Origin of the sequence: Aeromonas sp. QDB18 (assembly GCF_027705325.1) — a bacterium.
In the GTDB taxonomy this organism is placed as follows: Bacteria; Pseudomonadota; Gammaproteobacteria; order Enterobacterales; family Aeromonadaceae; genus Aeromonas; species Aeromonas caviae.
Window position 1 is genome coordinate 46,834 of the sequence record NZ_JAPDBQ010000006.1, and the last position, 21,608, is coordinate 68,441.

The window sequence follows — 21,608 nt, forward strand, 5'->3', positions numbered from 1 at the left end:
GTCACTGGTTGGCAAGGCCCTCCTCTTCGAAGTTATCCACAGCCCCAAACGAGACATCACACCGCAACGCCAGCACTGGCGCGGCTCTCAGCCGTGCGGCTTCCTCCGCCACTCGCTCCGGCGTCGTGCTCTGCACCAGCCAATGCCCTGCGCCACGCCGCTGGTCGGTGTATCCCAGCGCATCGATCTCGTCGGCCACCTCGAGCTGCACACGCTCCCCGCACCAACCCCGAACGGGCGGATAGATCACCACTCGGCAGAATTTCGCGGCCTTGACCGCGGCGATCACATCCGGATTGAACAAATCAGCCATCCCATCCCCCTTTCGCAGGCTTGGCCTTGCTGCGTTCCACTTCTGCAGCGTGTGCCATGCGCGCAACCTCTTGCTGGTCGATATTTGAGATCACCCCATCATGGAACTGGCAGTAAGCGGTTCCCGTCTTACCGCCTCGGTTGAGCCTGACCAGCAACTCCATGACTCCTGCCATCGGGGAAGCCTCGTTATAGACCTCATCGCGATAACAGCCGATCCACACATCGCAATCCTGCTCGATCTGGCCGGTGTCACGGCTGTCGCTGGGAACCGGGCGTTTGTCTGCACGCTGCTCCAGCCCTCGATTGAGCTGAGTCAGCAGGATCACCGGGCAACCCATCTCCTTGGCTAGCATCTTGAGCGCCTTGGTTATCGCGCCGTAAGCCAGATCGTTACGCTCAGCCTTGTCGGCAGTCATCAGCGTCAGGTAGTCAACAGCGATCAGCCCGAGCTGACCGAACTGTCGCTTCAGCCGGCGACTCTCACGCACCACCTGGTGCACAGTCAGCCCAGGCAGATCTGCGATATGGAGTTTGGAGTTACCAAGCTCTGCGGCAACAGCGTAGGCCTTGTCCATCTTGCACTGGTCAGACATTGATTTCAGATGCTTGCCGGAGACACCGGACGCTTGCGATACCATGACCTCGAACAGCTCACCCCGTGTCATCTCCAGCGAAAAACCAACCACAGGGAGCTTCTTGACCAGCGACGTGTGGTTACACAGACTCGCCATCAGCGTGGTCTTGCCCATCTTCGGTCGAGCGCCGATACACACCAGCGCCGTAGGGCTGATCCCACCTGGGTAGAGCAACTCATCCAAGGACGCGATCCCCGTGGCATAACCGGTCATCTCCCCTGGGCGGCGGCTTGCCCGGCGATCCAGCTCATCACACCAGTCCCGCACGATTTCGCTGGCGTGTACCGCAATCCCGGTCACCCCCCCAGAGCGCTTGGCATCGACCTCAGACAACAGCGACCCCATCGCAGCGAACCGCTCATCGGTGTTGCTGAATCCAGGCTCCATCATCGCCGCGATACAGTCATGCAGCTTGGCAACAGCGAAGCGCCGCTCTGCAGCGCTACGCACCATCCCCCCATAGGTCACGATGTTCGCCGCGCTTGGGGTGTTCTTGGCGATCTCGACTAGGTAGGCAAACCCGCCGGCAACATCGAGCTCGCCGTCCTGCTCGATACGGTGCTGCACTGTCATGATGTCAACCGGCTGCTTGGCGGCGATCAGTTGGGAGATCGCCCCGAAAATGATCTGGTGCGGGCGACTGTAAAAATCGCGCTCAGACAGGCCCAAGTCGTGGAACGAGTCAGCCCGCAGCATCAGCCCGCCCAGCACAGACTGCTCTGCCTCGAAGTTGTGAGGGGGCACAAACCCCATTGCATCACTCGTCATTGAACCGCCCCTCCCGCACGCCCAGATAACACCTCTCGGTCACCAAAAAATCCAAGTTCTTCGGCTTCCAGGCCGACTCGCCATCGCGGCGCGGGCGGCTCTCGCACATCCAGCGGCAGTTCTTGGCGATGAAATCCAAGTAGGCGCGCCAGCGGGTCTCGTCGAACTTGAACTTGGTCCAGAAGTTCCTGATTTTGGTTTTGCGAGAATCGGTCAGCTCACGGATGGCTGGCATCTCCGGCAGGATGTCGTGATAGGCATCCAGGATCGCCTGGTATGGTGTATTTTTCACTGGTCGCTTTTCGGGGGTTGCTGCTGGGGGTTCAGCGCAAGCTGATGCCCCATCAGTAGTTGTCTTTACTGTCTTTTGAATAGTGTCTTTTGTGTGTCCCTGTTTCGGGGAAACTCGATTCCCTGTTTCGGGGAAATTTTTATACCCTGTTTCGGGTAGCTTTTCCCTGTTTCGGGGAACGTCAAAGTCCCACTCAGAAAGTACCTTGTTGGGTCCTATTTTTCGCCCTTTGTTGACCAGTATTCCCATCTCCAATAATTGGTTTTTGGCGGTGCAAACTCGGGTCTCCGGCAAACCGGTCATCTCGGCTATCTGCCCATTGGTGATGCGATCATGGGTCTGGTTAAAGCCATAGGTCTTGCGGATCACCGCCAGTACGACCTTGAACTGGTGCTTGGTCAAATCAGCGCCAATCAGCGCCTCGTAGAGCTCATTGGCAATGCGGGTATAGCCATCATCAAGGTCTGCCACACGAACCTCCTGTGGGGCACTCTGTGGGCGTCTATCTGGAAACTTCAAAAGCGCCGCCATCTCACACCTCCAATTCATCAGCCAATCGGCGCACAGCCAGCTCGTACTCGTGCTGGGTAAGGCCCTGTTGCTGTAATTCGCGCTTCCTGAGCTCATAGAGCTCCCAGGTGGCAACAGATGACGGATTAGCCATGAGCCACCTCCCGCTCGGTGTAGGCGCAGGCCGGGCACTCAAATGCGTGGTCATCGGTACTGGATCGCAGTTCACTGCCGCACAGCGGGCAATGGTCGAGGTCATGCGGCAAGGGGTGGCCCCCATGGGCCATGGTTGAATTGGTCATTTCTTGGGTCCTGTTCAAAAAAGCCCGGTGGTAAGGCGGGCAGGTGCTACCTATGCGCTGGGTTGTGCCTCGGCGCGCTCCAGAGTGCGGGCTTCGAGCTCGCGGGCCAGACGAACGGCCTGACGATCAGTGCCGGCTGCTTGAGCGGTCGAGATCAGCGGCTCGTCGATGGCCAGGGCCAGTTCGTGCATGACGGCCTTCAAAATGATGTTGTCGCGATCGCTGACATGCTGGGATGCCGGGCGCGGCGGACGGAGTTGCATGGTCATGGGGTTACCTCCCGAGGACGAAGTTGATGAGTTTTTGAAGGGGGCGAAGGGGGCGCTCCTCGTTGTAGGCGGCCTCGTCTTCCTGGCTGAACTGGAGCAGGCCGCGTTCGGGCAGACCGGAGCCATCCAGGATCTCCTCGACGGTCACGGGCGGAAATCCCTGCTCGAGCAGGCTCCGATTGGCCCGTTTGACGGCCCTCGCCAATATGCCGGGCTCATGCTGAGATATGGCCTTGAGCAAGATCAGCAATGAAGCGCGCGCAAATGCGGTTTCTGTCATGCCACACTCGGCGCCGACTTCCTGCCATACCTGGCGCTGGGCCGGGGTGCCGCGCACCCGCAGCGGGGAGCGGGTGCTCATATTTTCATGATCGGGGAGCGTTACTCTTCCCATGGGGTTGGTCCTCTGGTGGTTTTTTTAATCGCCTGACTTTTCAGGAGATTGGGTCTCAATGCTGCGCATAGGTATAGGGGGTCTCCTGCAATGCAGGAACCTGACAATTCAGCTCTTTCTCGACCTGGTGCTTGCCCCATTCACCCGCGATCCACTGCACACCCTTGGCGGTGAACTTGGTCGCAACGAAGGCATGCTGGTTGTGCTCGGCGGTGCCCGTCTTGACCTCAAAGCGGCCCGCATCGATATGCTGGGCGTAAGCGGTCAGCACGCCACCCAGCCGATACATGTACCCCCTGCTGAACAGGAAGGCGCGAAACGCGTTCTCATTGGCCTTGAGCAGCTTGGCGACGGCGCGAAAGCTGAGGGCGCCACCGCTGTAGGCGTAGTTGTCGAAAAACTCGCTCTTATGGGCATTGGCCGCAATGGTCTGCTGGGCGGCTGCCAGCTCTTGGCTTTTCCGGTCGATCACCGACTGCGCCACCATCAGCGCCTTGGCCATGATCAGCTCCGGCGCATCCTGCTCCTGACCGGCAATGTAGCCGCCATGTTTGCGGATGCTGGGCAACACTTCGCCGACCACCCACTCTTCGAAACGCTCTGCACTCTCGAGTTTGGAGCGCATGACGAGGCGGTAAACGTCGCGCTCGGGGATGATAGAGGCTCGTTGCATACCCCCCGTCGTTTCAACGGGGGCTTTAGTCACGCCCTTGCAGTGGCGGCGGATGGCTTGATCGGCATCGTTGTACCCCAAAGCCCTGGCAATATCGGCAGCCACGAACCACGGCTCGCCCTGCTGGTCGGTAATGATGCGAATGTTGTGCCCTTCAAAGGCCTTGCTAATCAGATTGGTCACGATCTTGGGTCCTGTTGGTGGTTGGGCGACTGGTTAGGCGGCCTGCTGGGTTTCATGCTGTTCAGGTCGATAGTCTTCCAGGCAGAAGTCCAGTTTCTCGCCGGATACGAAGTGAATGCGAGCAGCAAACTTCTCAGGGATAACCTCTGGCCACTCGGATACCGTGCTCTTCGCTGCGCCGAGAGCGCGAGCAAGGGCGTTACTGCCGCCAAAGAATTGAATGGCGTCGTTTTTCTTCATTGGTCTGGTCCTCTCATCGTTGTCTGGTGTTTCCTGCCCATTTTGGTTCGGTTACACGAACATGTCAATGATCGACATTGAGGACACGCAATAGGTGAAAATACATTTTGGGTTTTATTACGCGAACGAGAGAGAGATATGACCTCTTTTAGAGATCGACTGGAATACATGATGAAGGAGCGGGGCTACAAGCAGGCAGACCTGGTTCGCAAGTCCGGGATCAGCAAGGCTGTAATCTCCGTCCTATTGTCAGACCCGCTAAAAGACCTGCGGGTTAGTAGCCTACTCTCAATCGCCAAAGCTCTTGGCTGTGATCCACTCTGGCTCTACAGCGGCAAGGAAAGTGGTACCTATGTGACAGATACAAACCTCGGCAAAGTACCAGTATGGGAAATGTCTGAACTTGGTAACCACCCGTCGGATGCGCTTTCCTCTCTGGATAGCGGGCGACATATTTTCAGTGAACTGGACGGGCAACTTATTGGCGTGGTTGCCAACGATGACAATCTTGCCGAATCCGGCATCAAGACTGGTGATATCTGTGTGATCGACTTGGCCGACAGAGAGCCCCGGCATGAAGATATACTACTGGTCCGCCTGGGTGAGAGTAAGCAGCGGAGGCTTCTCAAAGCCCTTGATGGATTATCTGGCATCAGTCTCGTCACCGATGATCAGCGTCTTGGTGCCGTGCCAATCAAAGAGGCGCTGGTTTACGGCCGAATGGTTGAACTCCGTCGTGATGTGAAGGAATAACCGTCCCAACTCTTGCCTAGCCCGCCTTGTGCGGGCTTTTTCATGCCCGCAGCTTTGGGGTAACCGTACCCACATCAAAAAAGTTCGTCATACCGAACATTTCTCATTGACGAAAGCGTTCGCGAATATTAACCTTCACCTTGTTCGGTAAAGCAATCGAATTACCGGCAACATCGGAGATTCGGCAAGCGGTATGCCACCTCATTTGGGATGAGGGCGTCACAGGTTCGATCCCTGTATCTCCGACCAAATTTAGACAACCAGCAACAGGACCCAGCCCCAGCCAGGGCAATAAGAAGAAGGCGCCTCACCAGCGCGTAATAACGACAAAGCCCCGCACAGGGCGGGGCTTTGACGGACCAGGGAACCACCCCCAGTCATTGCGCCGGGGGACCAACCCCAGCAACAGGACCCAGCATGAATATGAATAGTCAGGTGGGTATTAGCGAGGACCAACTCGCCAACAACGGAGACTGTATCATGACCAGACGCCTTTTTTCCAGGGCCGCGAAACGCGCCGACCAGATCGTTGCCGCCATCGCCGACCGCCTGAACGGCAACGCCGCCCGCCGCCGAGCCATCAAACAGCGCCTGCACCTGGCCATGATGGCCACCGAGCGGCACCACATTGTTGCAGCTCGAGCCGCCCAGCTTCGCAACACAGGTTTCACTAGGCACAGCGCCCTCCTCCACTGGCGGGCCGAGTTCCACCGCAACGCCATCTGACCCGGGTCTGGCGCTTCCCTCATAGCGCCGTAGCCAAAGCCTCTTTCTCAAGCACCGCAAGGATGCTTTGGCTTCGCTCACGCCAAATTCGGCTGGGCCTGCTCTTTAACAACCTTGAACCGGCTCACAACCACAAATCCCGATGCCGGTAGGGATGCGCCGATACCCCGTTCAATCCGGAAGGCGGTGCGTGAACGTGAACGCAGGCCACTGGCAACAGTGGCCTGCCTGGAGCCCCTTGCATCAGGGGGTTGCAGGCTGACAGCCGCCCCAAACAGATCCATAATGCCCCCTTCGAAACAAGGAGGGGTTATGAATCGAGTAGGGGGTTGGTGGCATGCAATGCTGCTCAGTGGATCGTTGATGGCATTTGGTATATCCGCGAAGACTGATGAAGATAACTGGTTCGTTGTAGATACCTGCGATTGGGCTCATGGGTTCAATCTTGACCGAGATGGTGGCACCGATAGCCAGATAAGTTTGATTCTATCAGATCAAGGGGTGTTGGCTTTGTCATTGCCGAGCCGGTTTGCCGCTGGTTTCAGAGGTACGGATGGGGCTGTAGATGACATGGTGATTACCATCAACGGTGTGAAGCTCAGGTCTGTAGCTGCTTATGTTAGCGGCAAGAATGAGGGCGTGTTGGTAAAGCCAGTATCAGATGATGGCCAGAACTTTTTATTGAATGCAGTGCATGCCTCAAAGAAAACCGACATTATTTTCCAAGGAAGAACGGCAAGCGCAAAGTTCCCAGAGCTTCAGATCGGCATCGATGCGCTTCGTAAGTGTAAAAAACCTATTTAGCGTATTCACGCAATAACGCTAACAGAGCCCAGCAACTGCTGGGCTTTTTCGTTTTTACAACCACAGGACCCAGACCATGAAAAATCTGACCGAAGCCCAGCTGATGGGCTTTCGCGGCGCAATGGTGCCACCCACCCGCCGCAAGTACCACGTAGACGCCGCCCCATCCGCCGAGCAAAAGCGGATGGCCAAGACCAAGGCCGCCACCCGCCGCGCCATCGAGGAGTATCACGAAGCGCGAGCCCTGCAACTGGAAATGGAGATGTAGCCATGACCAACGAAACCGCCCTGCTCGCCCTGCTGGAGAGCCGCGAGGCCGAGGCCAACGCCAAGGCCGAGTGGATCGCCGAGTGGTGTGAACACCATGCCGCCACCCTGCTGGCTGCCCAACTGGAAGGCGCTGAGCCTGCCACTTTGCTGGCCGAGGTGACCGCCGACCAATGGGATGATCTCAACCAGGCCGCTTACCTGCTGATGGTATGCGGGGACAAACAACCGATCATGGCGCTGCTGCAACAGCTGATGGATAGCAGGCTGGCTAGACTGGCCCGCGACGCATGGCACGAACATGTGGCCCAGTTGCACGACGCCATGAGCGACGACCAGTGGCAACAATACAAAGGCAGGAGCGCAGCATGAATTCTACTAATAGCAACTGCTCTGCAGGTCATGACGCCACGATCGTCTCATTTTTTGAAAAAAATGGGGAAATGTGTCTGAGTGAGGCCATTGATGGCGGCTTGAGAACGGTCAGAGGGTCAAAAGATCGGAAGCTTCTCGGGAAGGCACTCAGGCGACTTGTGGCTGATGGTTATTTAACTCGTCGCACTGATGTAAGGCTATGCCGAGGTGGGTACGGATACCCACAACATCTCATCGTTTACCGCGCGCTAACCACCCAAGAGCGCCGTGTAAGCAAACGAGAGGCCGAGCTGACATCCCAGCGCGACGAGCTGCTGGCTGCGCTGGAAAAACTTTCCGGTGACGTAGAAGCGCTGATGAAAGAGAGCTGCGGCGTCTACGGCCTGCACCAAAATAGCAATCCCGCACCATGGGGTGAGCTTGTTGCAGGGGGTAGGCATGAAGAGTGGCTACTCAGCCTGAGCGATGCAGCAGAGCTTATTGCCAAGCTCAAGGACGGTGCCGCATGAACGCCGCCGTAGATACCAGCCTGGCCCTGCCGCAGGGTCTTGTACTGGGCCTCTCCAACGAGGAGTACCACTCCGGCCCCGGCATCAGCAAATCCCAGCTCGACGACATCGCCGAGAGCCCAGCCACCTACATCTGGCGCAAAAGCGCGCCGGTCGATGAGGAGAAGCTCAAGGCGCTGGATATGGGTACTGCCCTGCACTGCCTGCTGCTCGAGCCGGAGGAGTTCAAGGACCGCTTCATCATCGCCCCTGAGTTCAACCGCCGCACCAACGCTGGCAAGGAGGAAGAAAAGGAGTTTCTGGCCAACTGCGCCGAGCTAGGCAAGACCATCATCTCGTTCGAGGATGACCGTAAGTTACAGCTGATGCGCGAAAGCGTGTTCGCCCATCCTGACGCCCGCTGGCTGCTGGAGCAGGACGGGATCTGCGAGGGGTCGCTCTACTGGACTGACCGCGAGACCGATGAGCTCTGCCGCTGCCGGCCAGACAAGAAGCTCAACAACTACCCCATCCTGGCTGACGTCAAGAAGGTTGACGACATGTCCCGCTTCGAGCGCCACGTAGAGGAGTTCCGCTACCACGTTCAGGACGCCATGTACTCAGACGGCTTTCGCGAAATATACGGCGACACCCCGGACTTCATCTTTATCGCGGTCAGCTCATCCATTGAGTGCGGCCGCTACCCTGTGCGGGTTCGCCCGCTGGAGCAGGAGTGGAAAGAGGCTGGCAAAGACCTCTACCGCCGCGACCTGCGCAAATTCCACGAGTGCCGAGTCAATAACGACTGGCACGACCTGATACCACTTACCCGCCCGGCATGGGCAAGGAGAGCAGCGTGAGCAACATCGCAATCATCAAGCAGCAGGCAGCGGAGAACTTCGCCGCCGAGTTCCCCATCTTGGCCCAGCGTGGTATCGATGAGCCAACCTGGAACGCCCTGTGCAACACCATCTACCCAGGCGCCAACCCTGACTCAGTGGTTATGGCCATTGACTACTGCAAGGCTCGCGGGCTGGACATCCTGCTAAAGCCGGTGCATTTGGTACCCATGCAGGTCACCGATGCTCGCACCAAGGATAAGGTGTGGCGCGATGTGCCAATGCCTGGCATCGGCATGTACCGCATTCAAGCAGACCGCTCCGGAAACTACGCCGGTGCTGATGAGCCAGTGTTTGGCCCTGACGTGACCGAGGAGTTTCAAGACCCATACAACCAGAGCGCCAAGATCAAGGTCACCTATCCGCAGTGGTGCAAATACACCGTCTACAAGATGATTGACGGCCAGCGGGTGGCCTTCCATGCCCTTGAGCGCTGGAAGGAGAACTACGCCACCCAGAGCAGCAAGACCGAGTGCCCCAACGCCATGTGGCGCAAGCGTCCATATGCCCAGCTGGCCAAGTGTACCGAGGCGCAAGCACTGCGTAAGGCATGGCCTGAGATTGGCAGCGAGCCGACCGCCGAAGAGATGGAGGGTAAGGAGATCATCATCAACGAGATCCCGAGCGCCCAGGTACAGCAACAGAAAGCGCCAAACCGCACGCTTGCCGCCATGAAAGGCAGCATGGTTCAACCGGTTACGCTCGAAGCTGAGCCGGAACCAACCATCGAAACAGTCGATCCGGTTGACCACTCCAACGCCTACGCCGACCACTGTGCCGCCATAGAGGGATCCAGCGATACCGCCGAGTGGCAACAGGCCTACACCACCGCCTGGACCTGGGCCAACGAAACCGGCGACCAGAACATCATCGCAGGTATCAAGCAGATCGCCGGCGAGCGCAAGAAGCAGCTCAGTACCGGGCACAGCGCCCAGCAATAACCTACAAGGCCCGCTCACAGCGGGCCTTTTCAATCCTAAGGACCCGCCATGACCGAACAAGCCAAAACAGAGACAACCCAGGCCCAACTGGTTGTCATCGAACCTACCTCCGCCGTCGCCCTGTTCACTGAGGGCCAGGGGATTGCTGAACTGCTGGCTGACATTCGCCAGAAGGCAACCAGCCTGGTGCCCGACATCACCACCGCCAAGGGCCGCAAGGAGGTCGCCAGCATCGCCCATGCCGTCGCCCGCACCAAGACCTACCTGGACGGGCTCGGCAAAGAGCAAACGGACAAGTTCAAGGAGATCCCCAAGCGCATCGACGCCAATCGCAAGCAGATCCGCGACACCCTGGACGCCCTGAAAGACGAGGTGCGCGCCCCGCTCACCCAGTACGAAGCGGCAGAGGAAGCCCGAGTGGCAGCACTGCAATCCCGACTGGCCCGCCTCAATGAACTGGGATCCTCTGCCAGCATCGATATCGCCGCCGCCGACCTGCAGGTCATGCTGCAGGAGGTCGAGCAGAACGCCCTGGACGACACCTGGCAAGAGCTGCTGCCCCAGGCGACCGTCGCCAAGGAGCTCGCAGCCAAGCGCCTCGGCGAGGCCCTGGCAGCCCGCCAGAAGTACGAAGCCGAGCAGGCAGAGCTGGAGCAGCTGCGCCAGAAGCAGGCCGAACAGGATCGCATCGACCGCGAGCGCCTGATAGCCGAGCAGGCGGCGGAGCAAGCCCGCCTTCAGGAAGAGAATCGCCAGCGCTTGGAGCGTGAAGCCGCCCAGCACCGCGAGCAGGAGGCACAGCGCCAAGCCCAGGCCGCCCGTGAACGTGAAGAACAAGCCCGGCGCGATGCCGAAGCCGCCGAGCTGGCCCGCCAGCAGGCCGAAGCCAACGCCGCACACCAGGCGGAAGAGGCTGCCGCCCGCGCCGCAGAACAAGAGCGTCAGCGCATCGCCGACGAGCAGCGCCAGAAAGCCGCAGAGGATGCTGCGCGCGCCGCCGATATGGAGCACCGCCGCACCATCAACAACGCCATCCTGATGGACCTGATGGGCTTGGGGATCGATGAGGGGAAAGCCATCAACCTCATCAAGCACATCGCCAGCAACAAGATCGAGCACCTATCCATCAACTACTGATCACCCGCCCCGCTGCCAACGGGGCTTTTGCTCTCCCAGAGGACCAACCATGACCGAACAAACCACCGGCATCACAGCCGGAGAGGTGGCCAATGCCGCTGCCGCCGCCATTCTGGCCCAGATTGACCTGCTGGCCAGCACCACTAATGACACAACCCGAGCCGCTCTGCAGGGCCTGCGGGCTCTGGTAATCAGCAACTCCGAGGCCATAATCACGGCCTCCAACTGCATGATTGATAGCGAGAATGCACTCTATGATCGCCTTAGTGCTGCCAACCTCGAACTCGATGGCGAGCGCAATCAGCACAACGAACTCAAGATCCAGAGCTCCCGCCTGATTGCAGCCCGACGACAGGACGAGGACAAGGTACGCAAGATAGAAGTAGCAAGCGCCCAGGTGGCGACCCAGCGTGATGCCTATAAGCGCGATGCTGACGAGTGGCACCGCGCAAAGCCAGAGATGAAGAAGCTGCGCGAGCGCATCAAGCGCCTGGAAGACTCAGGCGCCAAGCGCGAAACAGAGCTCAACGAACTGAAAATGAAACTCCAGCGCACCGAAAGCCTGCTCATGCGTGCTACCAGGTCTGTGCTGCAAGCCAAGGATGCGATCACGAACACCCAGCACCGGATGATGCTGGAAGGGCTGCAAGTGGAAAAGATCATCGAGGCTGCTGGCATCCATTACTACCTATACCGGCGCCCGTGCGTGGTGGCTGAAACATTCAAGCCTACAGGTGACGAGCTGATAAGTCGTGATCACATGTATATCTACCGGGTTGAAACATCTGCTGGGTATCACTGGGATGCGGTGCCGCTGCAAAGCGGAGATGTAGGCCTGGTTAAGCAAAAGGCCATGCCGAAAGAGGTCAAGAAGTACCTGTTCGAGCAATACAAAGAAAGCTGCCTGTTTGACGTTGGTGGGGCGACGCTCAAAAACGCCGAGCTGACCAAGGACATGGACGCGCTGTCTGCTGCGCTGGCAGAACTGGACGCCATCGACCACAGTCTGACCCCGCTCAAGGTGAAAGACAGTCTCAAACAGACACGAGCGCGTAAACTGGTGGGGCTCGCCGGGAGAAAAGCGGCATGAAAATCGACATCCACAGCACCAGCCGCAAGTACCGGGTGATCTACGCGGATCCGGCTTGGCAATTCAAATCGAAGAAGTCAGGCGGCTCAATGAAAAGCGGGGCTGCGCAGGTGTACAGCGTCACATCGATAGAGGACATGAAGGCGCTGCCAGTGGCGAGGCTGGCAGACGACAACTGCATGCTGGTCATGTGGTGGGTAGGCAGCATGCCACAAGAGGCCATCGACCTGTGCCAAGCCTGGGGATTCCGGATCATGACCATGACCGGCTTGGTGTGGGAGAAGCGCACCGTAAACGACAACCCCCACTTCGGTATGGGGTGGGCAACCCGGGCCGGTGCGGAGTGCGCCCTGATCGGCATCAAGGGCAAAGTCAGCAACCTGGTAGTAGACAAGGCTGTGCGCTCGGTCATTCGAGCCAAGGTGGGGCGCCACAGCGAAAAGCCGCACGAGTGCCGAGAGGCGATCGAGAAACTGTGCGGTGATGTCCCACGCATCGAGCTCTTTGCCCGCTCTGCAGCCCCAGGCTGGGATTGCTGGGGCAATGAAGCCCCATCACTACCAGAGCAGTCCGCAGCCTGATACCCCCAATCCATCCACCGCCAGCCACACAGGAACGGTGGATAACTCATAGGACTCCCATGCAAAAGACAGAAAGCCCCTACTGCGGTGCAGTAGTCATTGGGCTCGGTGTCGTCATGCCAGATCCCAAGCAGCCCGGCAAGTTCATCCTGCCCGGCGGCGCAACATGCGACCGGCAAACTGCCGAGGCCGCAGCCAAGAAGATCCACGACCTGCAGGCCAAGAAAGCCCGCAACTAACCGACCAAAGGACCCAGACCATGTGGTTTAAAAACCTTCAAGTTTACCGCTTCACCCGCCCGTTCGAGTTGACCGACGAACAGCTGGAAAACCAACTGGAGGCGTGTGCCTTCACCCCCTGCGGCAGCCAGGATATTTCCCGCTTTGGCTGGACCCGACCCTTCGGCAAGCTCGGCCACACCCTGATCCATGCCGCCAACGGCCAGATCCTGCTGTGCGCACGCCGCGAGGACAAGATCCTGCCGACCGCCGTCATCAAGGAAGCGCTGGCAGAGAAGGTGGAGGCCATCGAGTACGAGCAGGGCCGCGCCCTCAAGAAGAAAGAGAAGGAAGCGCTCAAGGAGGAGCTGCTGCACACCCTGCTGCCCCGGGCGTTCAGCCGTACCGCCAACACCTTCGCCTGGATCAACCCGGCCGACGGCCTGCTGATGGTCGATGCCTCCTCCGCCAAGAAGGCAGACGATGTGCTGGCTCTGCTTCGCAAGTCAGTCGGCAGCCTGCCGGTGGTGCCGGTGGCGCTCAAGAACCCACCCGAGATCACCATGACCGCATGGCTGCAAGAGGGCAACCTGCCGGCAGCTTTCACCCTGGAGGATGAATCCGAGCTGCGCAGCGCCATGGAGCACGGCGGGATCGCCCGCTTCAAACAGCAAGACCTGATGACCGACGAGGTAAAAAACCACCTCGCCAACGACAAGCTGGTCACCAAACTGGCCCTGAACTGGGGTGAGCGCCTCAGCTTTGTACTGGGCGACGACCTCTCTATCAAGCGCCTCAAGTTCAGCGAGGACATGCGCGAGCAGAACGACGACATTACCAGCGAAGATCCGGCCGCCCGCCTGGACGCAGACTTTGCCCTGGTGACCGGCGAGCTCTCCCAGTTCATCCCGGCCCTGTTCAATGCCCTGGGTGGTGAGGAGGCTCCGCTATGACCGACATCACCATTACCGACACCAAAGAGGTCTGGGTGGTTTACACCAACACCGACCTCAACGAGGGGCGTGGGCATGAGTACCCGATCCACGTCTGCGGATCAGCATCCACCGCCGCACGCATGTCGATACGCAATGGCGTCCAGGGGAGCGACGCCAACGTCAGCAAGGAGATCGCCGTGAAGGTGCGAGGCAGTTGGCTGGCGCCGGTGAGCATCATCGAGCCCAACGACGCAGATCGCCGCGCTGACGCGCTCAACGCCGAGCGCCTGCGCGTTATGGACAAGGCACGGGCTGCCGGCCTGACGGACGACGAAATCAGAATGCTGGGGGATATATGAGAGAAGCTATGGGGAGGGCCGCCCTGCTGGCCGTGGCGTTTCTGCTGGCCGGCTGCGAGCCGGCCACCAGGATTTCGACTGGTAAGTTTGTATTGCCGCGTGAGCTGAGCGACTGCCAATTTTTCGATATGTATGACGGCAATCGTAACGTACTGGTGGTGCGCTGTCCGCATTCAGATGCATCCGCCAGCCACCTGAGCGGCAAGATAAATCACCGGACGGTGACGGTCGAGGAGTGATCGACATGAACAAAATCCCTATGAAAATCGACATGTTGCCCGGATATGTTAAAAAACCGGCGAAAAATATACATAACGTCAGCGTCCCTTGTGATGGCTGCACTCTCTGTTGTCGTGGGGACGCGATCAGCATTCACCCCGAGCTGGGTGACGATGCCAGTCAATACCAGACCGTCCCGCACTTCATTCCCGAACTGGCCGCCAAGGGGATACTGATGCTGGCGCATAAGCCGGATCACTCCTGTGTCTACCTGGGCGAGCGCGGTTGTACGATCCACGGCAAGGCCCCTGCGCTGTGCCGAGAGTTCGATTGCCGGGGACTGGTGCGTCGCCTCGGATACACCAAGGCTAGAAAGGCGGTAAAGAAAGGGATGCTGAGTGCCGGAATTATGCGGCGCGGGCTTGAGTTGGTTCAACTGGAGGCTGTATGAGCGAAAAGCAACGAATGGCGGAACTGCTGCGGGATGTGCACGAGTACATCGGCACGTCGATACCGCACACCGTGTCAGAGCACTACCGGGGGTGCGACCTGCTTGATCGTATCGATGCTGTGTTGACTGGCAAGCTGCCAGACCATATTGCTGACGTCAGCAATATGGTCGCGCCGGAAGGCTGGCAGCTGGTGCCGGTGGAGCCGACAGAAAGCATGATCGGACATGGCTGCGGCGCAAGCGTCATGGTTGTGAGCGAAGTGGTAATGGCTTGGCGCGCCATGCTCGCCGCCGCACCAAAGCACCAAGGAGGTGAGTCGTGCGCTACCGAGCCCCCATTATCCAGCAAGGCCTGACCCGCACCGAAGCCGAAGAGACCCGCGCCAGATACCTCCGCATCAACCCCGGCGCCCGGGTCACCATCGACAGCCAACCCGATAACCCCCAGCTCAAGACCCTGATAGCCCACCTCCCCGTCCTGCCGTTCAGGCAAGTCATGGATCCCGGCTTTATCGGGTACCGTGGCTGGCGAGCATAACCATAGCCCCGGCAAGTCCGGGGCTTCCAATTCAAGGACTCACCATGGCGAAAATCTACATAGCCGGGCCTATGTCAGGCCTGCCGAACTTCAACCGCGACGCCTTCAACCTGGAGGCAGAACGCCTGCATGCCCTCGGGCATATCGCGCTCAACCCGGCGATCCTGCCGGATGGGCTGAAGCAACACGAGTACATGGCCATCTGCATCGAAATGGTCAAGATGGCAGATCAGCTGGTCATGCTGCCTGGCTGGGAGCGCAGCGCCGGCGCCAGAGCAGAGCACGCCCTGGCCATCAAGATCGGCAAGACCATCATCCTACCCGTGCCGCACTTGGCTGACGAGGTGGCGGCATGACCAGACAGCGGGCAGCCGGGCTCACCATCCTGGCGCTCAACACCCTGGCCGCACTGATGGTGCTGACCCTGCTGTAATAGCGGCCCTTCCTTCAATCCAATTGGCGCCCCATCCTCAAGGACAGGAGGGCCACGCCATGCAACAGCTACAACTCATCGACCAGAGCAGCCAACTGCTGGACGATCTGGTTAATACCGTACTCTCCCCCACCCTTTCCCGATCGGCCAAGCTCGCCGAGATCGGCCGCATCCTGGCGCACTTCGACCTGCCCATCGAAGCGCCCCGGGTTGCCGGCCAGCTCTGGAGCGCGACCGAACTGGGTAAGGAGTTTGGCGTGAGCGCACAAGCCATTGGCCGCCTGGCCAACCGGCACAACCTGAAAACCCCCGCCTGTGGCGAGTACCGACTGGATCAGGCGGCGCACTCCCACAAGCAAGTGCAAACCTTCTATTACAACCCGCTTGGGCGTCACCAGCTTGAGCGACTACTGACGAGGACCAGCCATGAACCAACCCCACACTGTCATGGAGCGCCCTAGCTGGGTGCTGCCTGCGGTCGTTGCCGAAATGACCGGCTACACCGAGAGAGCAATCAAAGAGAAGGTAAAGCAAGGCGCGCTGATTGAAGGCGTCCACTTTACCAAGGCGCCGGACAATAAAATCATCATCAACTGGCGGCGCTTTGAGGATTGGCTGTGCGGAAGGTAACCGAACTTGACGAAATCCTTGCCAGTGCGCAAGGGGTGGAGCGTCACAACAACAGCCTGCGGATCACGTTCCACTACCAGCGCAAGCGCTGCCGGGAGGTACTGAATATCCCTATCACCAAGGCTAACATCAAACACGCCTCCCGCTTGAGGGAGGCCATTCTCCACGACATAGCCGTCGGCACCTTTGATTACCTCAAATACTTTCCAGACAGCAAGCGGGCAATGAACCACACCCGCGCCGAAGCGCTCAGGGAGATCACCCTAAGTGAACTGGTGGCGCGCTATCTGGCGGTGAAAGATGTGGACATTGGCGACAACGCCAAGGGCCGATACCGATCCATCCTGACCATGCTGGCCAAAGACCTTGACCCGTCACGCCGGGTGAGTGCGCTGCGCCAAGAGGATTTGCAACACTGGCGGCGCGACCTGATCGCCAGTCCAAGAGGGCGAACCGGCAAGGTGCTGGCCCCCCGGTCGGTGAACTATTACCTGATGGTGGCCACCGGGCTGTTCGGCTGGGCCAACACCAACGGATACACCAAGCAGGATTTGGCCGCACCACTGTCCAAGGTGGAAGTGCTGCGCGACAAACCCAACCCCTTCACCGCCGACGAAGAGGCGCGCCTGATTGCGGCTGCCCATCACCCCATGGACGCTGCGTGGATCAAGCTGGCTATCTGGACGGGGATGCGCACCGGCGAACTGTGCGCGCTGGCCTGGGAAGATATAGACATGACGCGCGGCGAGCTGACGGTTCGGCGCAACGTCACCCAACTGCGTACCTTCAAATCCCCCAAGACGGGACGGGAAAGAACCCTCGTCCTCCTGCCCCCGGCGCTGGATGCGCTGCGCGAACTGCGCCCCATTACCGCCATGCAAAAACAACACACAATCAAGCGAACCCTGCGCGATGGTCGCACGGTCACGGAAGGCTGTACCTTTGTACTGACTCCGGTTATCACCACCCGCACCCCGACCAGCGCCATTTGCTATACCGCGTTTACCCTTGGCGACAAATGGGATCGCCTGTCACGGCGGGCGGGGATCGCCAGGCGCACCCAGTACCACACCCGCCACACCTTCGCCTCCAGAATGTTAACGGCGGGGGCGAACCCGGAGTGGGTGGGCAGCTACCTTGGCCATGAAGATAGCCACATGGTCAGGACGGTTTATGGCGCGTGGATGCCGGACAATGATCAAGACGAAGTGAGCCGGGTTTGGAGTAGAATTGAGACGGTTTTTTCTGAAAGTGCCCCAAAAATGCCCCCAAAAAAAGCCAAATAAATTTAAGTGATTGAACTTAAAAGGGAATTAGCCAATGGCTCAATTTATTTACACCATGAACAGGGTTGGCAAGGTCGTGCCGCCCAAGCGTCATATTCTCAAGAACATCTCCCTCTCCTTCTTCCCGGGGGCCAAGATAGGCGTGCTGGGTCTGAACGGCGCCGGGAAATCGACCCTGCTGCGCATCATGGCGGGCATCGACACCGAGATCGAAGGGGAAGCCCGTCCGCAGCCCGGCATCAAGATCGGCTACCTGCCCCAGGAGCCGAAGCTGGATCCGGAGCAGACCGTACGCGAAGCGGTCGAAGAGGCGGTCGGCGACGTCAAACGCGCCATGGCGCGCCTCGACGAGGTCTATGCAGCCTACGCCGACCCGGATGCGGATTTTGACAAGCTGGCCCGCGAACAGGGCGAGCTGGAAGCCATCATCACCGCCCAGGGCGGCCACAACATGGAAAACCAGCTGGAGCGCGCGGCCGACGCCCTGCGCCTGCCGGCCTGGGATGCCCAGATCAAGCACCTCTCCGGTGGTGAGCGCCGCCGCGTGGCCCTGTGCCGTCTGCTGCTGGAAAAGCCGGACATGCTGCTGCTGGACGAACCGACCAACCACCTGGATGCGGAATCCGTGGCCTGGCTGGAGCGCTTCCTGCACGACTACGAAGGCACCGTCGTGGCCATCACCCACGACCGCTACTTCCTCGACAACGTGGCGGGCTGGATCCTGGAGCTGGACCGCGGCGAAGGCATCCCCTGGGAGGGCAACTACTCCTCCTGGCTGGAGCAAAAAGATGCCCGTCTGGCCCAGGAAGCGAGTTCCGAGGCCGCCCGTCGCAAGTCCATCGAGAAGGAACTGGAGTGGGTTCGTCAGAACCCGAAAGGCCGTCAGGCCAAATCCAAGGCTCGTATGGCTCGCTTCGAAGAGCTCAACACCAACGACTACCAGAAGCGCAACGAGACCAACGAGCTGTTCATTCCGCCCGGACCGCGCCTCGGCGACAAGGTGGTGGAGGTGGCCAACCTCTGCAAGTCCTATGGCGACCGCCAGCTGATCGACGATCTCTCCTTCTCCATTCCGAAGGGTGCCATCGTCGGCATCATCGGTCCGAACGGTGCCGGTAAATCGACCTTGTTCCGCATGATGTCGGGTCAGGAGCAGCCGGATTCCGGTTCCATCACCCTGGGTGACACCGTGGTGCTGGCCTCCGTGGATCAGTTCCGCGACAGCATGAACGACAAGAAGACGGTGTTCGAGGAAGTCGCCGACGGCCAGGACATCCTGCGCATCGGCAACTACGAGTTCCCGAGCCGCGCCTACATCGGCCGCTTCAACTTCAAGGGTTCCGACCAGCAGAAGCGGGTCGGCGAGCTCTCCGGTGGTGAACGTGGCCGTCTGCACCTGGCCAAGCTGCTGCAGACCGGCGGCAACGTGCTGCTGCTGGATGAACCGACCAACGATCTGGACATCGAAACCCTGCGCGCCCTCGAGAACGCCCTGCTGGAGTTCCCGGGTTGCGCCATGGTCATCTCCCACGACCGCTGGTTCCTCGACCGCATCGCCACCCATATCCTGGACTACCAGGACGAGGGCAAGATCGAATTCTTTGAAGGCAACTTCACCGAATACGAAGAGTGGAAGAAGAAGACCTACGGTGCCGAGGCTATCCAGCCGCGCCGCGCCAAGTACAAGCGCATTGCCAAGTAAGGCGAGGCAACAGCCGCGCCGCCAGGCATGACGTCACAAGGGGAGCCGGGGCTCCCCTTTTTTGCCTCTTCTGACTTACAATCTCCACCTCTACCCCAGCGATAGCGACCCATGACCCAAGCCTCCACCACCAGACTCACCATCCAGATCCGGCTCGAACCCGGCTGTCTGGGGCCGGATGGCAAGCAGCACATCGATACCTTCTGCGCGGCCGCCAACCGGATCCTCGCCGCCATAGAACCCCGACGAGTGCACTGGGTGCTGCTGCCCCGCCATGACAAGCAACTGGCCGAGCAGGCCTACTTCCTCGATGGCCGTCCCTTGAGCGAAACCCAGGCCACCCTGCTGCTCCAACGCATGGGGTTGGCCCTCGATCCCTTGCTGGAGCAGAGCGATGCCGTGCTGAGCCAGCTTATCGAACGCTACCAGAAAAACCGTTGATCCCGATGTGGAAACGGGGCTCTATTGGTCCCCTTTTTCCTGCCTCCGGGGGAAAACGTTTGAATTTTTACTCTATTCATTGATCCGCCTCGCACATCCGGGGTTTGTAAACCTGGCTGCCTGTGTGAAAATGTGCGCGCTGTCACGGTATCAGGACGAGTCTGGTCACTTCACCGCCAGAATCAGGGTCCGTAGCCCCGCATGGATGGGCCGGGCCCCCTGCTGCCTATTTCACGTCACCCATTGGAATCCAACATGAATCAACCACATCACGCTACCGGGCAGACCGCCAGCCCGGCTGCCGGGCAGGGATTGCTCGAGCGCCTGTTTGCCCTGCGCGGTCATGGCACCACGGCCCGCACCGAGGTGATCGCCGGCATCACCACCTTCCTGACCATGGTCTACATCGTCTTCGTCAACCCGCAGATCCTCTCTGCGGCAGGCATGGACACCCAGGCCGTGTTCGTTACCACCTGCCTCATCGCCGGTGTCGGCAGCATCCTGATGGGTCTGCTGGCGAACCTGCCCATCGCCCTGGCTCCCGCCATGGGCCTCAACGCCTTCTTCGCCTTCGTGGTGGTGGCTGGCATGGGCTACTCCTGGCAGGTCGGCATGGGCACCATCTTCTGGGGTGCGCTGGGCCTGCTGATCCTGACCCTGCTGCGGGTACGCTACTGGCTCATCGCCAACATTCCCCTGACCCTGCGGGTCGGCATCACCGCCGGTATCGGTCTGCTCATCGCCCTGCTCGGCCTGCACAATGCCGGCATCGTGGTCGCGAGCCCCGCCACCATGGTGACCGTGGGCAACCTCACCTCCCTGCCCTGCCTGCTGGGATTGTTGGGATTCTTCCTCATCTGCATCTTCTCCGCCCGCGGCGTCCACTCCGCCGTGCTCATCGCCATTGTCGTCACCACCACCCTGGGCTGGCTGTTCGGCGATGTCACCTTCAAGGGCTTCGTCTCCGTGCCGCCGAGCATTGCCCCGGTCTTCGGCCAGCTGGATCTGATGGGATCGCTGGACATCAGCCTCGCCGGGATCATCTTCTCCTTCATGCTGGTCAACCTGTTCGACTCTTCCGGCACCCTGATCGGCGTGACCAACCGTGCCAAGCTGGCCGATGACAAGGGACACTTCCCGCGCATGAAGCAGGCCCTGGTAGTAGACAGCGTCAGCTCCGTCGGCGGCGCCTTCATGGGGACCTCGTCCGTGACGGCCTACATCGAGAGCAGCTCCGGCGTCGCCGTCGGCGGTCGCACCGGTCTGACCGCCATCGTGGTGGGCATCCTGTTCCTGCTGGCCATCTTCTTCTCTCCGGTCGCCGCCATGGTGCCGGCGTATGCCGCAGCGGGGGCCCTCATCTACGTGGGCGTGCTGATGTGCTCCGAGCTGACCCGGGTGAAGTGGGAAGACCTGACCGAAGCGGTGCCGGCCTTCATGACCGCGGTGATGATGCCGTTCAGCTTCTCCATCACCGAGGGGATCGCCGTGGGCTTCATCTCCTACTGCGTGATGAAGGCGGGCACCGGCCGCTGGCGCGAGATCAACCCCTGCGTGCTGGTGGTGGCCCTGCTCTTCGTCCTCAAGTTTGTCTGGGTCGATGCCCACTGATTTTTCTTCCATGAAAAGAAAAACCAGACTCTGAAAACAAAAATGCCCGTCATCGACGGGCATTTATTTGGTTCTTCGCGGGATCTTGGGGAAGTGGAAGTTGACAGACAGGGTGCTGGTAAACTGGCTGTCTCCAAACACAC

34 protein-coding genes and 1 tRNA gene are annotated in these 21,608 nt (G+C 59.7%); 26 read left to right on the top strand and 9 right to left on the bottom strand.

Translation table 11 applies throughout. The annotated features are described in order from the left end of the window. Position 1: 1 nt before the first annotated feature. The 9 genes from OKC30_RS02270 to OKC30_RS02310 form a co-directional block, all read right to left on the bottom strand. Positions 2 to 313, bottom strand: coding sequence for a hypothetical protein (locus tag OKC30_RS02270; RefSeq protein WP_270809535.1), 312 nt, complete (start codon positions 311 to 313; stop codon positions 2 to 4). Beyond that, entirely contained in the window at positions 306 to 1,718 is a 1,413-nt protein-coding gene (locus tag OKC30_RS02275) for a replicative DNA helicase (protein ID WP_223945634.1), read from the bottom strand. Before OKC30_RS02275 ends, OKC30_RS02270 begins: the two co-directional genes overlap by 8 nt. Beyond that, positions 1,708 to 2,481 carry a replication protein gene (locus OKC30_RS02280; protein ID WP_270809536.1) on the bottom strand — a complete coding sequence of 258 codons (774 nt, stop codon included), beginning with the start codon at positions 2,479 to 2,481 and terminating at the stop codon, positions 1,708 to 1,710. The genes OKC30_RS02275 and OKC30_RS02280 overlap by 11 nt, the downstream gene beginning before the upstream one ends. Before the next feature lie 61 nt (positions 2,482 to 2,542). Further along, complete coding sequence (locus OKC30_RS02285) at positions 2,543 to 2,674, bottom strand: adenylate cyclase (protein WP_149152961.1); 132 nt, start codon at positions 2,672 to 2,674, stop codon at positions 2,543 to 2,545. Further along, the gene (locus OKC30_RS02290; RefSeq protein ID WP_270809538.1) at positions 2,667 to 2,822 is read right to left on the bottom strand and encodes a hypothetical protein; all 156 of its coding nucleotides are present in this window, start codon (positions 2,820 to 2,822) and stop codon (positions 2,667 to 2,669) included. Before OKC30_RS02290 ends, OKC30_RS02285 begins: the two co-directional genes overlap by 8 nt. Before the next feature lie 50 nt (positions 2,823 to 2,872). After that, entirely contained in the window at positions 2,873 to 3,091 is a 219-nt protein-coding gene (locus OKC30_RS02295; RefSeq protein WP_270668435.1) for a hypothetical protein, read from the bottom strand. A 4-nt stretch (positions 3,092 to 3,095) separates the two neighbouring features. Beyond that, positions 3,096 to 3,485 carry a hypothetical protein gene (locus OKC30_RS02300; protein WP_333562784.1) on the bottom strand — a complete coding sequence of 130 codons (390 nt, stop codon included), beginning with the start codon at positions 3,483 to 3,485 and terminating at the stop codon, positions 3,096 to 3,098. A gap of 55 nt (positions 3,486 to 3,540) precedes the next feature. Next, on the bottom strand, positions 3,541 to 4,341 hold the full coding sequence (locus OKC30_RS02305) for a phage antirepressor (protein WP_270809539.1): 801 nt from the start codon (positions 4,339 to 4,341) through the stop codon (positions 3,541 to 3,543). 33 nt (positions 4,342 to 4,374) lie between these two features. Next, a complete protein-coding gene (locus OKC30_RS02310; protein WP_043129257.1) occupies positions 4,375 to 4,581 on the bottom strand; it encodes a Cro/CI family transcriptional regulator in 207 nt (68 codons plus the stop codon). Positions 4,582 to 4,719: 138 nt separating this feature from the next. Between OKC30_RS02310 and OKC30_RS02315 the strand changes: the two genes are divergently transcribed. The 26 genes from OKC30_RS02315 to OKC30_RS02440 all read left to right on the top strand — a co-directional run bounded on the left by OKC30_RS02315 (position 4,720) and on the right by OKC30_RS02440 (position 21,465). Then, positions 4,720 to 5,334 carry a helix-turn-helix domain-containing protein gene (locus OKC30_RS02315; protein ID WP_223940122.1) on the top strand — a complete coding sequence of 205 codons (615 nt, stop codon included), beginning with the start codon at positions 4,720 to 4,722 and terminating at the stop codon, positions 5,332 to 5,334. A 174-nt stretch (positions 5,335 to 5,508) separates the two neighbouring features. Then, positions 5,509 to 5,583: transfer RNA gene (locus tag OKC30_RS02320), tRNA-Pro, on the top strand. A 231-nt stretch (positions 5,584 to 5,814) separates the two neighbouring features. After that, a complete protein-coding gene (locus tag OKC30_RS02325) occupies positions 5,815 to 6,060 on the top strand; it encodes a hypothetical protein (RefSeq protein WP_171274209.1) in 246 nt (81 codons plus the stop codon). 312 nt (positions 6,061 to 6,372) lie between these two features. After that, positions 6,373 to 6,864 carry a hypothetical protein gene (locus tag OKC30_RS02330; RefSeq protein ID WP_270792861.1) on the top strand — a complete coding sequence of 164 codons (492 nt, stop codon included), beginning with the start codon at positions 6,373 to 6,375 and terminating at the stop codon, positions 6,862 to 6,864. A 76-nt stretch (positions 6,865 to 6,940) separates the two neighbouring features. Further along, positions 6,941 to 7,132, top strand: a complete 192-nt coding sequence (locus OKC30_RS02335; protein ID WP_270809540.1) for a PA3496 family putative envelope integrity protein — start codon at positions 6,941 to 6,943, stop codon at positions 7,130 to 7,132. Positions 7,133 to 7,134: 2 nt separating this feature from the next. Continuing rightward, a complete protein-coding gene (locus OKC30_RS02340) occupies positions 7,135 to 7,503 on the top strand; it encodes a hypothetical protein (protein ID WP_270809541.1) in 369 nt (122 codons plus the stop codon). Continuing rightward, the gene (locus tag OKC30_RS02345; RefSeq protein ID WP_270809542.1) at positions 7,500 to 8,015 is read left to right on the top strand and encodes a hypothetical protein; all 516 of its coding nucleotides are present in this window, start codon (positions 7,500 to 7,502) and stop codon (positions 8,013 to 8,015) included. The genes OKC30_RS02340 and OKC30_RS02345 overlap by 4 nt, the downstream gene beginning before the upstream one ends. Continuing rightward, complete coding sequence (locus OKC30_RS02350) at positions 8,012 to 8,854, top strand: PD-(D/E)XK nuclease-like domain-containing protein (RefSeq protein WP_270809543.1); 843 nt, start codon at positions 8,012 to 8,014, stop codon at positions 8,852 to 8,854. The genes OKC30_RS02345 and OKC30_RS02350 overlap by 4 nt, the downstream gene beginning before the upstream one ends. Next, positions 8,851 to 9,834 (top strand): phage recombination protein Bet, encoded by a 984-nt coding sequence (bet, locus tag OKC30_RS02355; RefSeq protein ID WP_270809544.1) that lies wholly within the window; start codon positions 8,851 to 8,853, stop codon positions 9,832 to 9,834. Before OKC30_RS02350 ends, bet begins: the two co-directional genes overlap by 4 nt. Before the next feature lie 48 nt (positions 9,835 to 9,882). Beyond that, entirely contained in the window at positions 9,883 to 10,971 is a 1,089-nt protein-coding gene (locus tag OKC30_RS02360) for a hypothetical protein (protein WP_270809545.1), read from the top strand. A gap of 49 nt (positions 10,972 to 11,020) precedes the next feature. Next, complete coding sequence (locus OKC30_RS02365) at positions 11,021 to 12,061, top strand: hypothetical protein (RefSeq protein WP_210556673.1); 1,041 nt, start codon at positions 11,021 to 11,023, stop codon at positions 12,059 to 12,061. Then, positions 12,058 to 12,642, top strand: a complete 585-nt coding sequence (locus tag OKC30_RS02370; RefSeq protein ID WP_182969265.1) for an MT-A70 family methyltransferase — start codon at positions 12,058 to 12,060, stop codon at positions 12,640 to 12,642. The genes OKC30_RS02365 and OKC30_RS02370 overlap by 4 nt, the downstream gene beginning before the upstream one ends. 59 nt (positions 12,643 to 12,701) lie before the next feature. Continuing rightward, positions 12,702 to 12,881, top strand: a complete 180-nt coding sequence (locus OKC30_RS02375; protein WP_234676704.1) for a hypothetical protein — start codon at positions 12,702 to 12,704, stop codon at positions 12,879 to 12,881. Between the two features lie 20 nt (positions 12,882 to 12,901). Then, complete coding sequence (rdgC, locus tag OKC30_RS02380; protein ID WP_270809547.1) at positions 12,902 to 13,813, top strand: recombination-associated protein RdgC; 912 nt, start codon at positions 12,902 to 12,904, stop codon at positions 13,811 to 13,813. Next, a complete protein-coding gene (locus tag OKC30_RS02385) occupies positions 13,810 to 14,154 on the top strand; it encodes a hypothetical protein (protein ID WP_270809549.1) in 345 nt (114 codons plus the stop codon). The genes rdgC and OKC30_RS02385 overlap by 4 nt, the downstream gene beginning before the upstream one ends. Continuing rightward, positions 14,151 to 14,393, top strand: a complete 243-nt coding sequence (locus tag OKC30_RS02390) for a hypothetical protein (protein WP_270663279.1) — start codon at positions 14,151 to 14,153, stop codon at positions 14,391 to 14,393. The genes OKC30_RS02385 and OKC30_RS02390 overlap by 4 nt, the downstream gene beginning before the upstream one ends. Before the next feature lie 5 nt (positions 14,394 to 14,398). After that, on the top strand, positions 14,399 to 14,824 hold the full coding sequence (locus OKC30_RS02395; protein ID WP_270663282.1) for a YkgJ family cysteine cluster protein: 426 nt from the start codon (positions 14,399 to 14,401) through the stop codon (positions 14,822 to 14,824). Beyond that, positions 14,821 to 15,180 carry a hypothetical protein gene (locus OKC30_RS02400; RefSeq protein WP_270809550.1) on the top strand — a complete coding sequence of 120 codons (360 nt, stop codon included), beginning with the start codon at positions 14,821 to 14,823 and terminating at the stop codon, positions 15,178 to 15,180. The genes OKC30_RS02395 and OKC30_RS02400 overlap by 4 nt, the downstream gene beginning before the upstream one ends. Continuing rightward, positions 15,144 to 15,362, top strand: a complete 219-nt coding sequence (locus OKC30_RS02405; protein ID WP_201984767.1) for a hypothetical protein — start codon at positions 15,144 to 15,146, stop codon at positions 15,360 to 15,362. Before OKC30_RS02400 ends, OKC30_RS02405 begins: the two co-directional genes overlap by 37 nt. 44 nt (positions 15,363 to 15,406) lie before the next feature. Further along, positions 15,407 to 15,718 carry a DUF4406 domain-containing protein gene (locus OKC30_RS02410; protein ID WP_270809551.1) on the top strand — a complete coding sequence of 104 codons (312 nt, stop codon included), beginning with the start codon at positions 15,407 to 15,409 and terminating at the stop codon, positions 15,716 to 15,718. 136 nt (positions 15,719 to 15,854) lie between these two features. Further along, the gene (locus OKC30_RS02415) at positions 15,855 to 16,256 is read left to right on the top strand and encodes a hypothetical protein (RefSeq protein ID WP_270809552.1); all 402 of its coding nucleotides are present in this window, start codon (positions 15,855 to 15,857) and stop codon (positions 16,254 to 16,256) included. Further along, positions 16,222 to 16,425, top strand: a complete 204-nt coding sequence (locus tag OKC30_RS02420; RefSeq protein WP_201035328.1) for a hypothetical protein — start codon at positions 16,222 to 16,224, stop codon at positions 16,423 to 16,425. The genes OKC30_RS02415 and OKC30_RS02420 overlap by 35 nt, the downstream gene beginning before the upstream one ends. Further along, positions 16,413 to 17,711: a site-specific integrase gene (locus tag OKC30_RS02425; protein WP_201035327.1), complete on the top strand. Its 1,299-nt coding sequence runs from the start codon at positions 16,413 to 16,415 to the stop codon at positions 17,709 to 17,711. The genes OKC30_RS02420 and OKC30_RS02425 overlap by 13 nt, the downstream gene beginning before the upstream one ends. A 34-nt stretch (positions 17,712 to 17,745) precedes the next feature. Continuing rightward, positions 17,746 to 19,413 (top strand): energy-dependent translational throttle protein EttA, encoded by a 1,668-nt coding sequence (gene ettA / locus OKC30_RS02430; protein WP_119197361.1) that lies wholly within the window; start codon positions 17,746 to 17,748, stop codon positions 19,411 to 19,413. 111 nt (positions 19,414 to 19,524) lie between these two features. Further along, positions 19,525 to 19,854 carry a hypothetical protein gene (locus OKC30_RS02435; protein ID WP_039040029.1) on the top strand — a complete coding sequence of 110 codons (330 nt, stop codon included), beginning with the start codon at positions 19,525 to 19,527 and terminating at the stop codon, positions 19,852 to 19,854. 255 nt (positions 19,855 to 20,109) lie between these two features. Continuing rightward, a complete protein-coding gene (locus OKC30_RS02440; RefSeq protein ID WP_010673214.1) occupies positions 20,110 to 21,465 on the top strand; it encodes an NCS2 family permease in 1,356 nt (451 codons plus the stop codon). Positions 21,466 to 21,608: the final 143 nt, after the last annotated feature.

Bases quoted from the DNA above. Each gene is read 5' to 3' on its own strand.
- OKC30_RS02285 (WP_149152961.1), bottom strand. From the start codon at position 2,674: ATGGCTAATCCGTCATCTGTTGCCACCTGGGAGCTCTATGAGCTCAGG.
- OKC30_RS02345 (WP_270809542.1), top strand. From the start codon at position 7,500: ATGAATTCTACTAATAGCAACTGCTCTGCAGGTCATGACGCCACGATC.
- OKC30_RS02275 (WP_223945634.1), bottom strand. From the start codon at position 1,718: ATGACGAGTGATGCAATGGGGTTTGTGCCCCCTCACAACTTCGAGGCA.
- OKC30_RS02315 (WP_223940122.1), top strand. From the start codon at position 4,720: ATGACCTCTTTTAGAGATCGACTGGAATACATGATGAAGGAGCGGGGC.
- OKC30_RS02400 (WP_270809550.1), top strand. From the start codon at position 14,821: ATGAGCGAAAAGCAACGAATGGCGGAACTGCTGCGGGATGTGCACGAG.
- OKC30_RS02360 (WP_270809545.1), top strand. From the start codon at position 9,883: ATGACCGAACAAGCCAAAACAGAGACAACCCAGGCCCAACTGGTTGTC.
- OKC30_RS02350 (WP_270809543.1), top strand. From the start codon at position 8,012: ATGAACGCCGCCGTAGATACCAGCCTGGCCCTGCCGCAGGGTCTTGTA.
- ettA (WP_119197361.1), top strand. From the start codon at position 17,746: ATGGCTCAATTTATTTACACCATGAACAGGGTTGGCAAGGTCGTGCCG.
- OKC30_RS02385 (WP_270809549.1), top strand. From the start codon at position 13,810: ATGACCGACATCACCATTACCGACACCAAAGAGGTCTGGGTGGTTTAC.
- OKC30_RS02410 (WP_270809551.1), top strand. From the start codon at position 15,407: ATGGCGAAAATCTACATAGCCGGGCCTATGTCAGGCCTGCCGAACTTC.
- OKC30_RS02365 (WP_210556673.1), top strand. From the start codon at position 11,021: ATGACCGAACAAACCACCGGCATCACAGCCGGAGAGGTGGCCAATGCC.
- OKC30_RS02435 (WP_039040029.1), top strand. From the start codon at position 19,525: ATGACCCAAGCCTCCACCACCAGACTCACCATCCAGATCCGGCTCGAA.
- OKC30_RS02290 (WP_270809538.1), bottom strand. From the start codon at position 2,822: ATGACCAATTCAACCATGGCCCATGGGGGCCACCCCTTGCCGCATGAC.
- OKC30_RS02270 (WP_270809535.1), bottom strand. From the start codon at position 313: ATGGCTGATTTGTTCAATCCGGATGTGATCGCCGCGGTCAAGGCCGCG.
- OKC30_RS02295 (WP_270668435.1), bottom strand. From the start codon at position 3,091: ATGACCATGCAACTCCGTCCGCCGCGCCCGGCATCCCAGCATGTCAGC.
- OKC30_RS02325 (WP_171274209.1), top strand. From the start codon at position 5,815: ATGACCAGACGCCTTTTTTCCAGGGCCGCGAAACGCGCCGACCAGATC.
- OKC30_RS02420 (WP_201035328.1), top strand. From the start codon at position 16,222: ATGAACCAACCCCACACTGTCATGGAGCGCCCTAGCTGGGTGCTGCCT.
- OKC30_RS02415 (WP_270809552.1), top strand. From the start codon at position 15,855: ATGCAACAGCTACAACTCATCGACCAGAGCAGCCAACTGCTGGACGAT.
- OKC30_RS02395 (WP_270663282.1), top strand. From the start codon at position 14,399: ATGAACAAAATCCCTATGAAAATCGACATGTTGCCCGGATATGTTAAA.
- OKC30_RS02370 (WP_182969265.1), top strand. From the start codon at position 12,058: ATGAAAATCGACATCCACAGCACCAGCCGCAAGTACCGGGTGATCTAC.
- OKC30_RS02375 (WP_234676704.1), top strand. From the start codon at position 12,702: ATGCAAAAGACAGAAAGCCCCTACTGCGGTGCAGTAGTCATTGGGCTC.
- OKC30_RS02340 (WP_270809541.1), top strand. From the start codon at position 7,135: ATGACCAACGAAACCGCCCTGCTCGCCCTGCTGGAGAGCCGCGAGGCC.
- OKC30_RS02310 (WP_043129257.1), bottom strand. From the start codon at position 4,581: ATGAAGAAAAACGACGCCATTCAATTCTTTGGCGGCAGTAACGCCCTT.
- OKC30_RS02330 (WP_270792861.1), top strand. From the start codon at position 6,373: ATGAATCGAGTAGGGGGTTGGTGGCATGCAATGCTGCTCAGTGGATCG.
- OKC30_RS02440 (WP_010673214.1), top strand. From the start codon at position 20,110: ATGAATCAACCACATCACGCTACCGGGCAGACCGCCAGCCCGGCTGCC.
- OKC30_RS02300 (WP_333562784.1), bottom strand. From the start codon at position 3,485: ATGGGAAGAGTAACGCTCCCCGATCATGAAAATATGAGCACCCGCTCC.
- OKC30_RS02390 (WP_270663279.1), top strand. From the start codon at position 14,151: ATGAGAGAAGCTATGGGGAGGGCCGCCCTGCTGGCCGTGGCGTTTCTG.
- OKC30_RS02335 (WP_270809540.1), top strand. From the start codon at position 6,941: ATGAAAAATCTGACCGAAGCCCAGCTGATGGGCTTTCGCGGCGCAATG.
- rdgC (WP_270809547.1), top strand. From the start codon at position 12,902: ATGTGGTTTAAAAACCTTCAAGTTTACCGCTTCACCCGCCCGTTCGAG.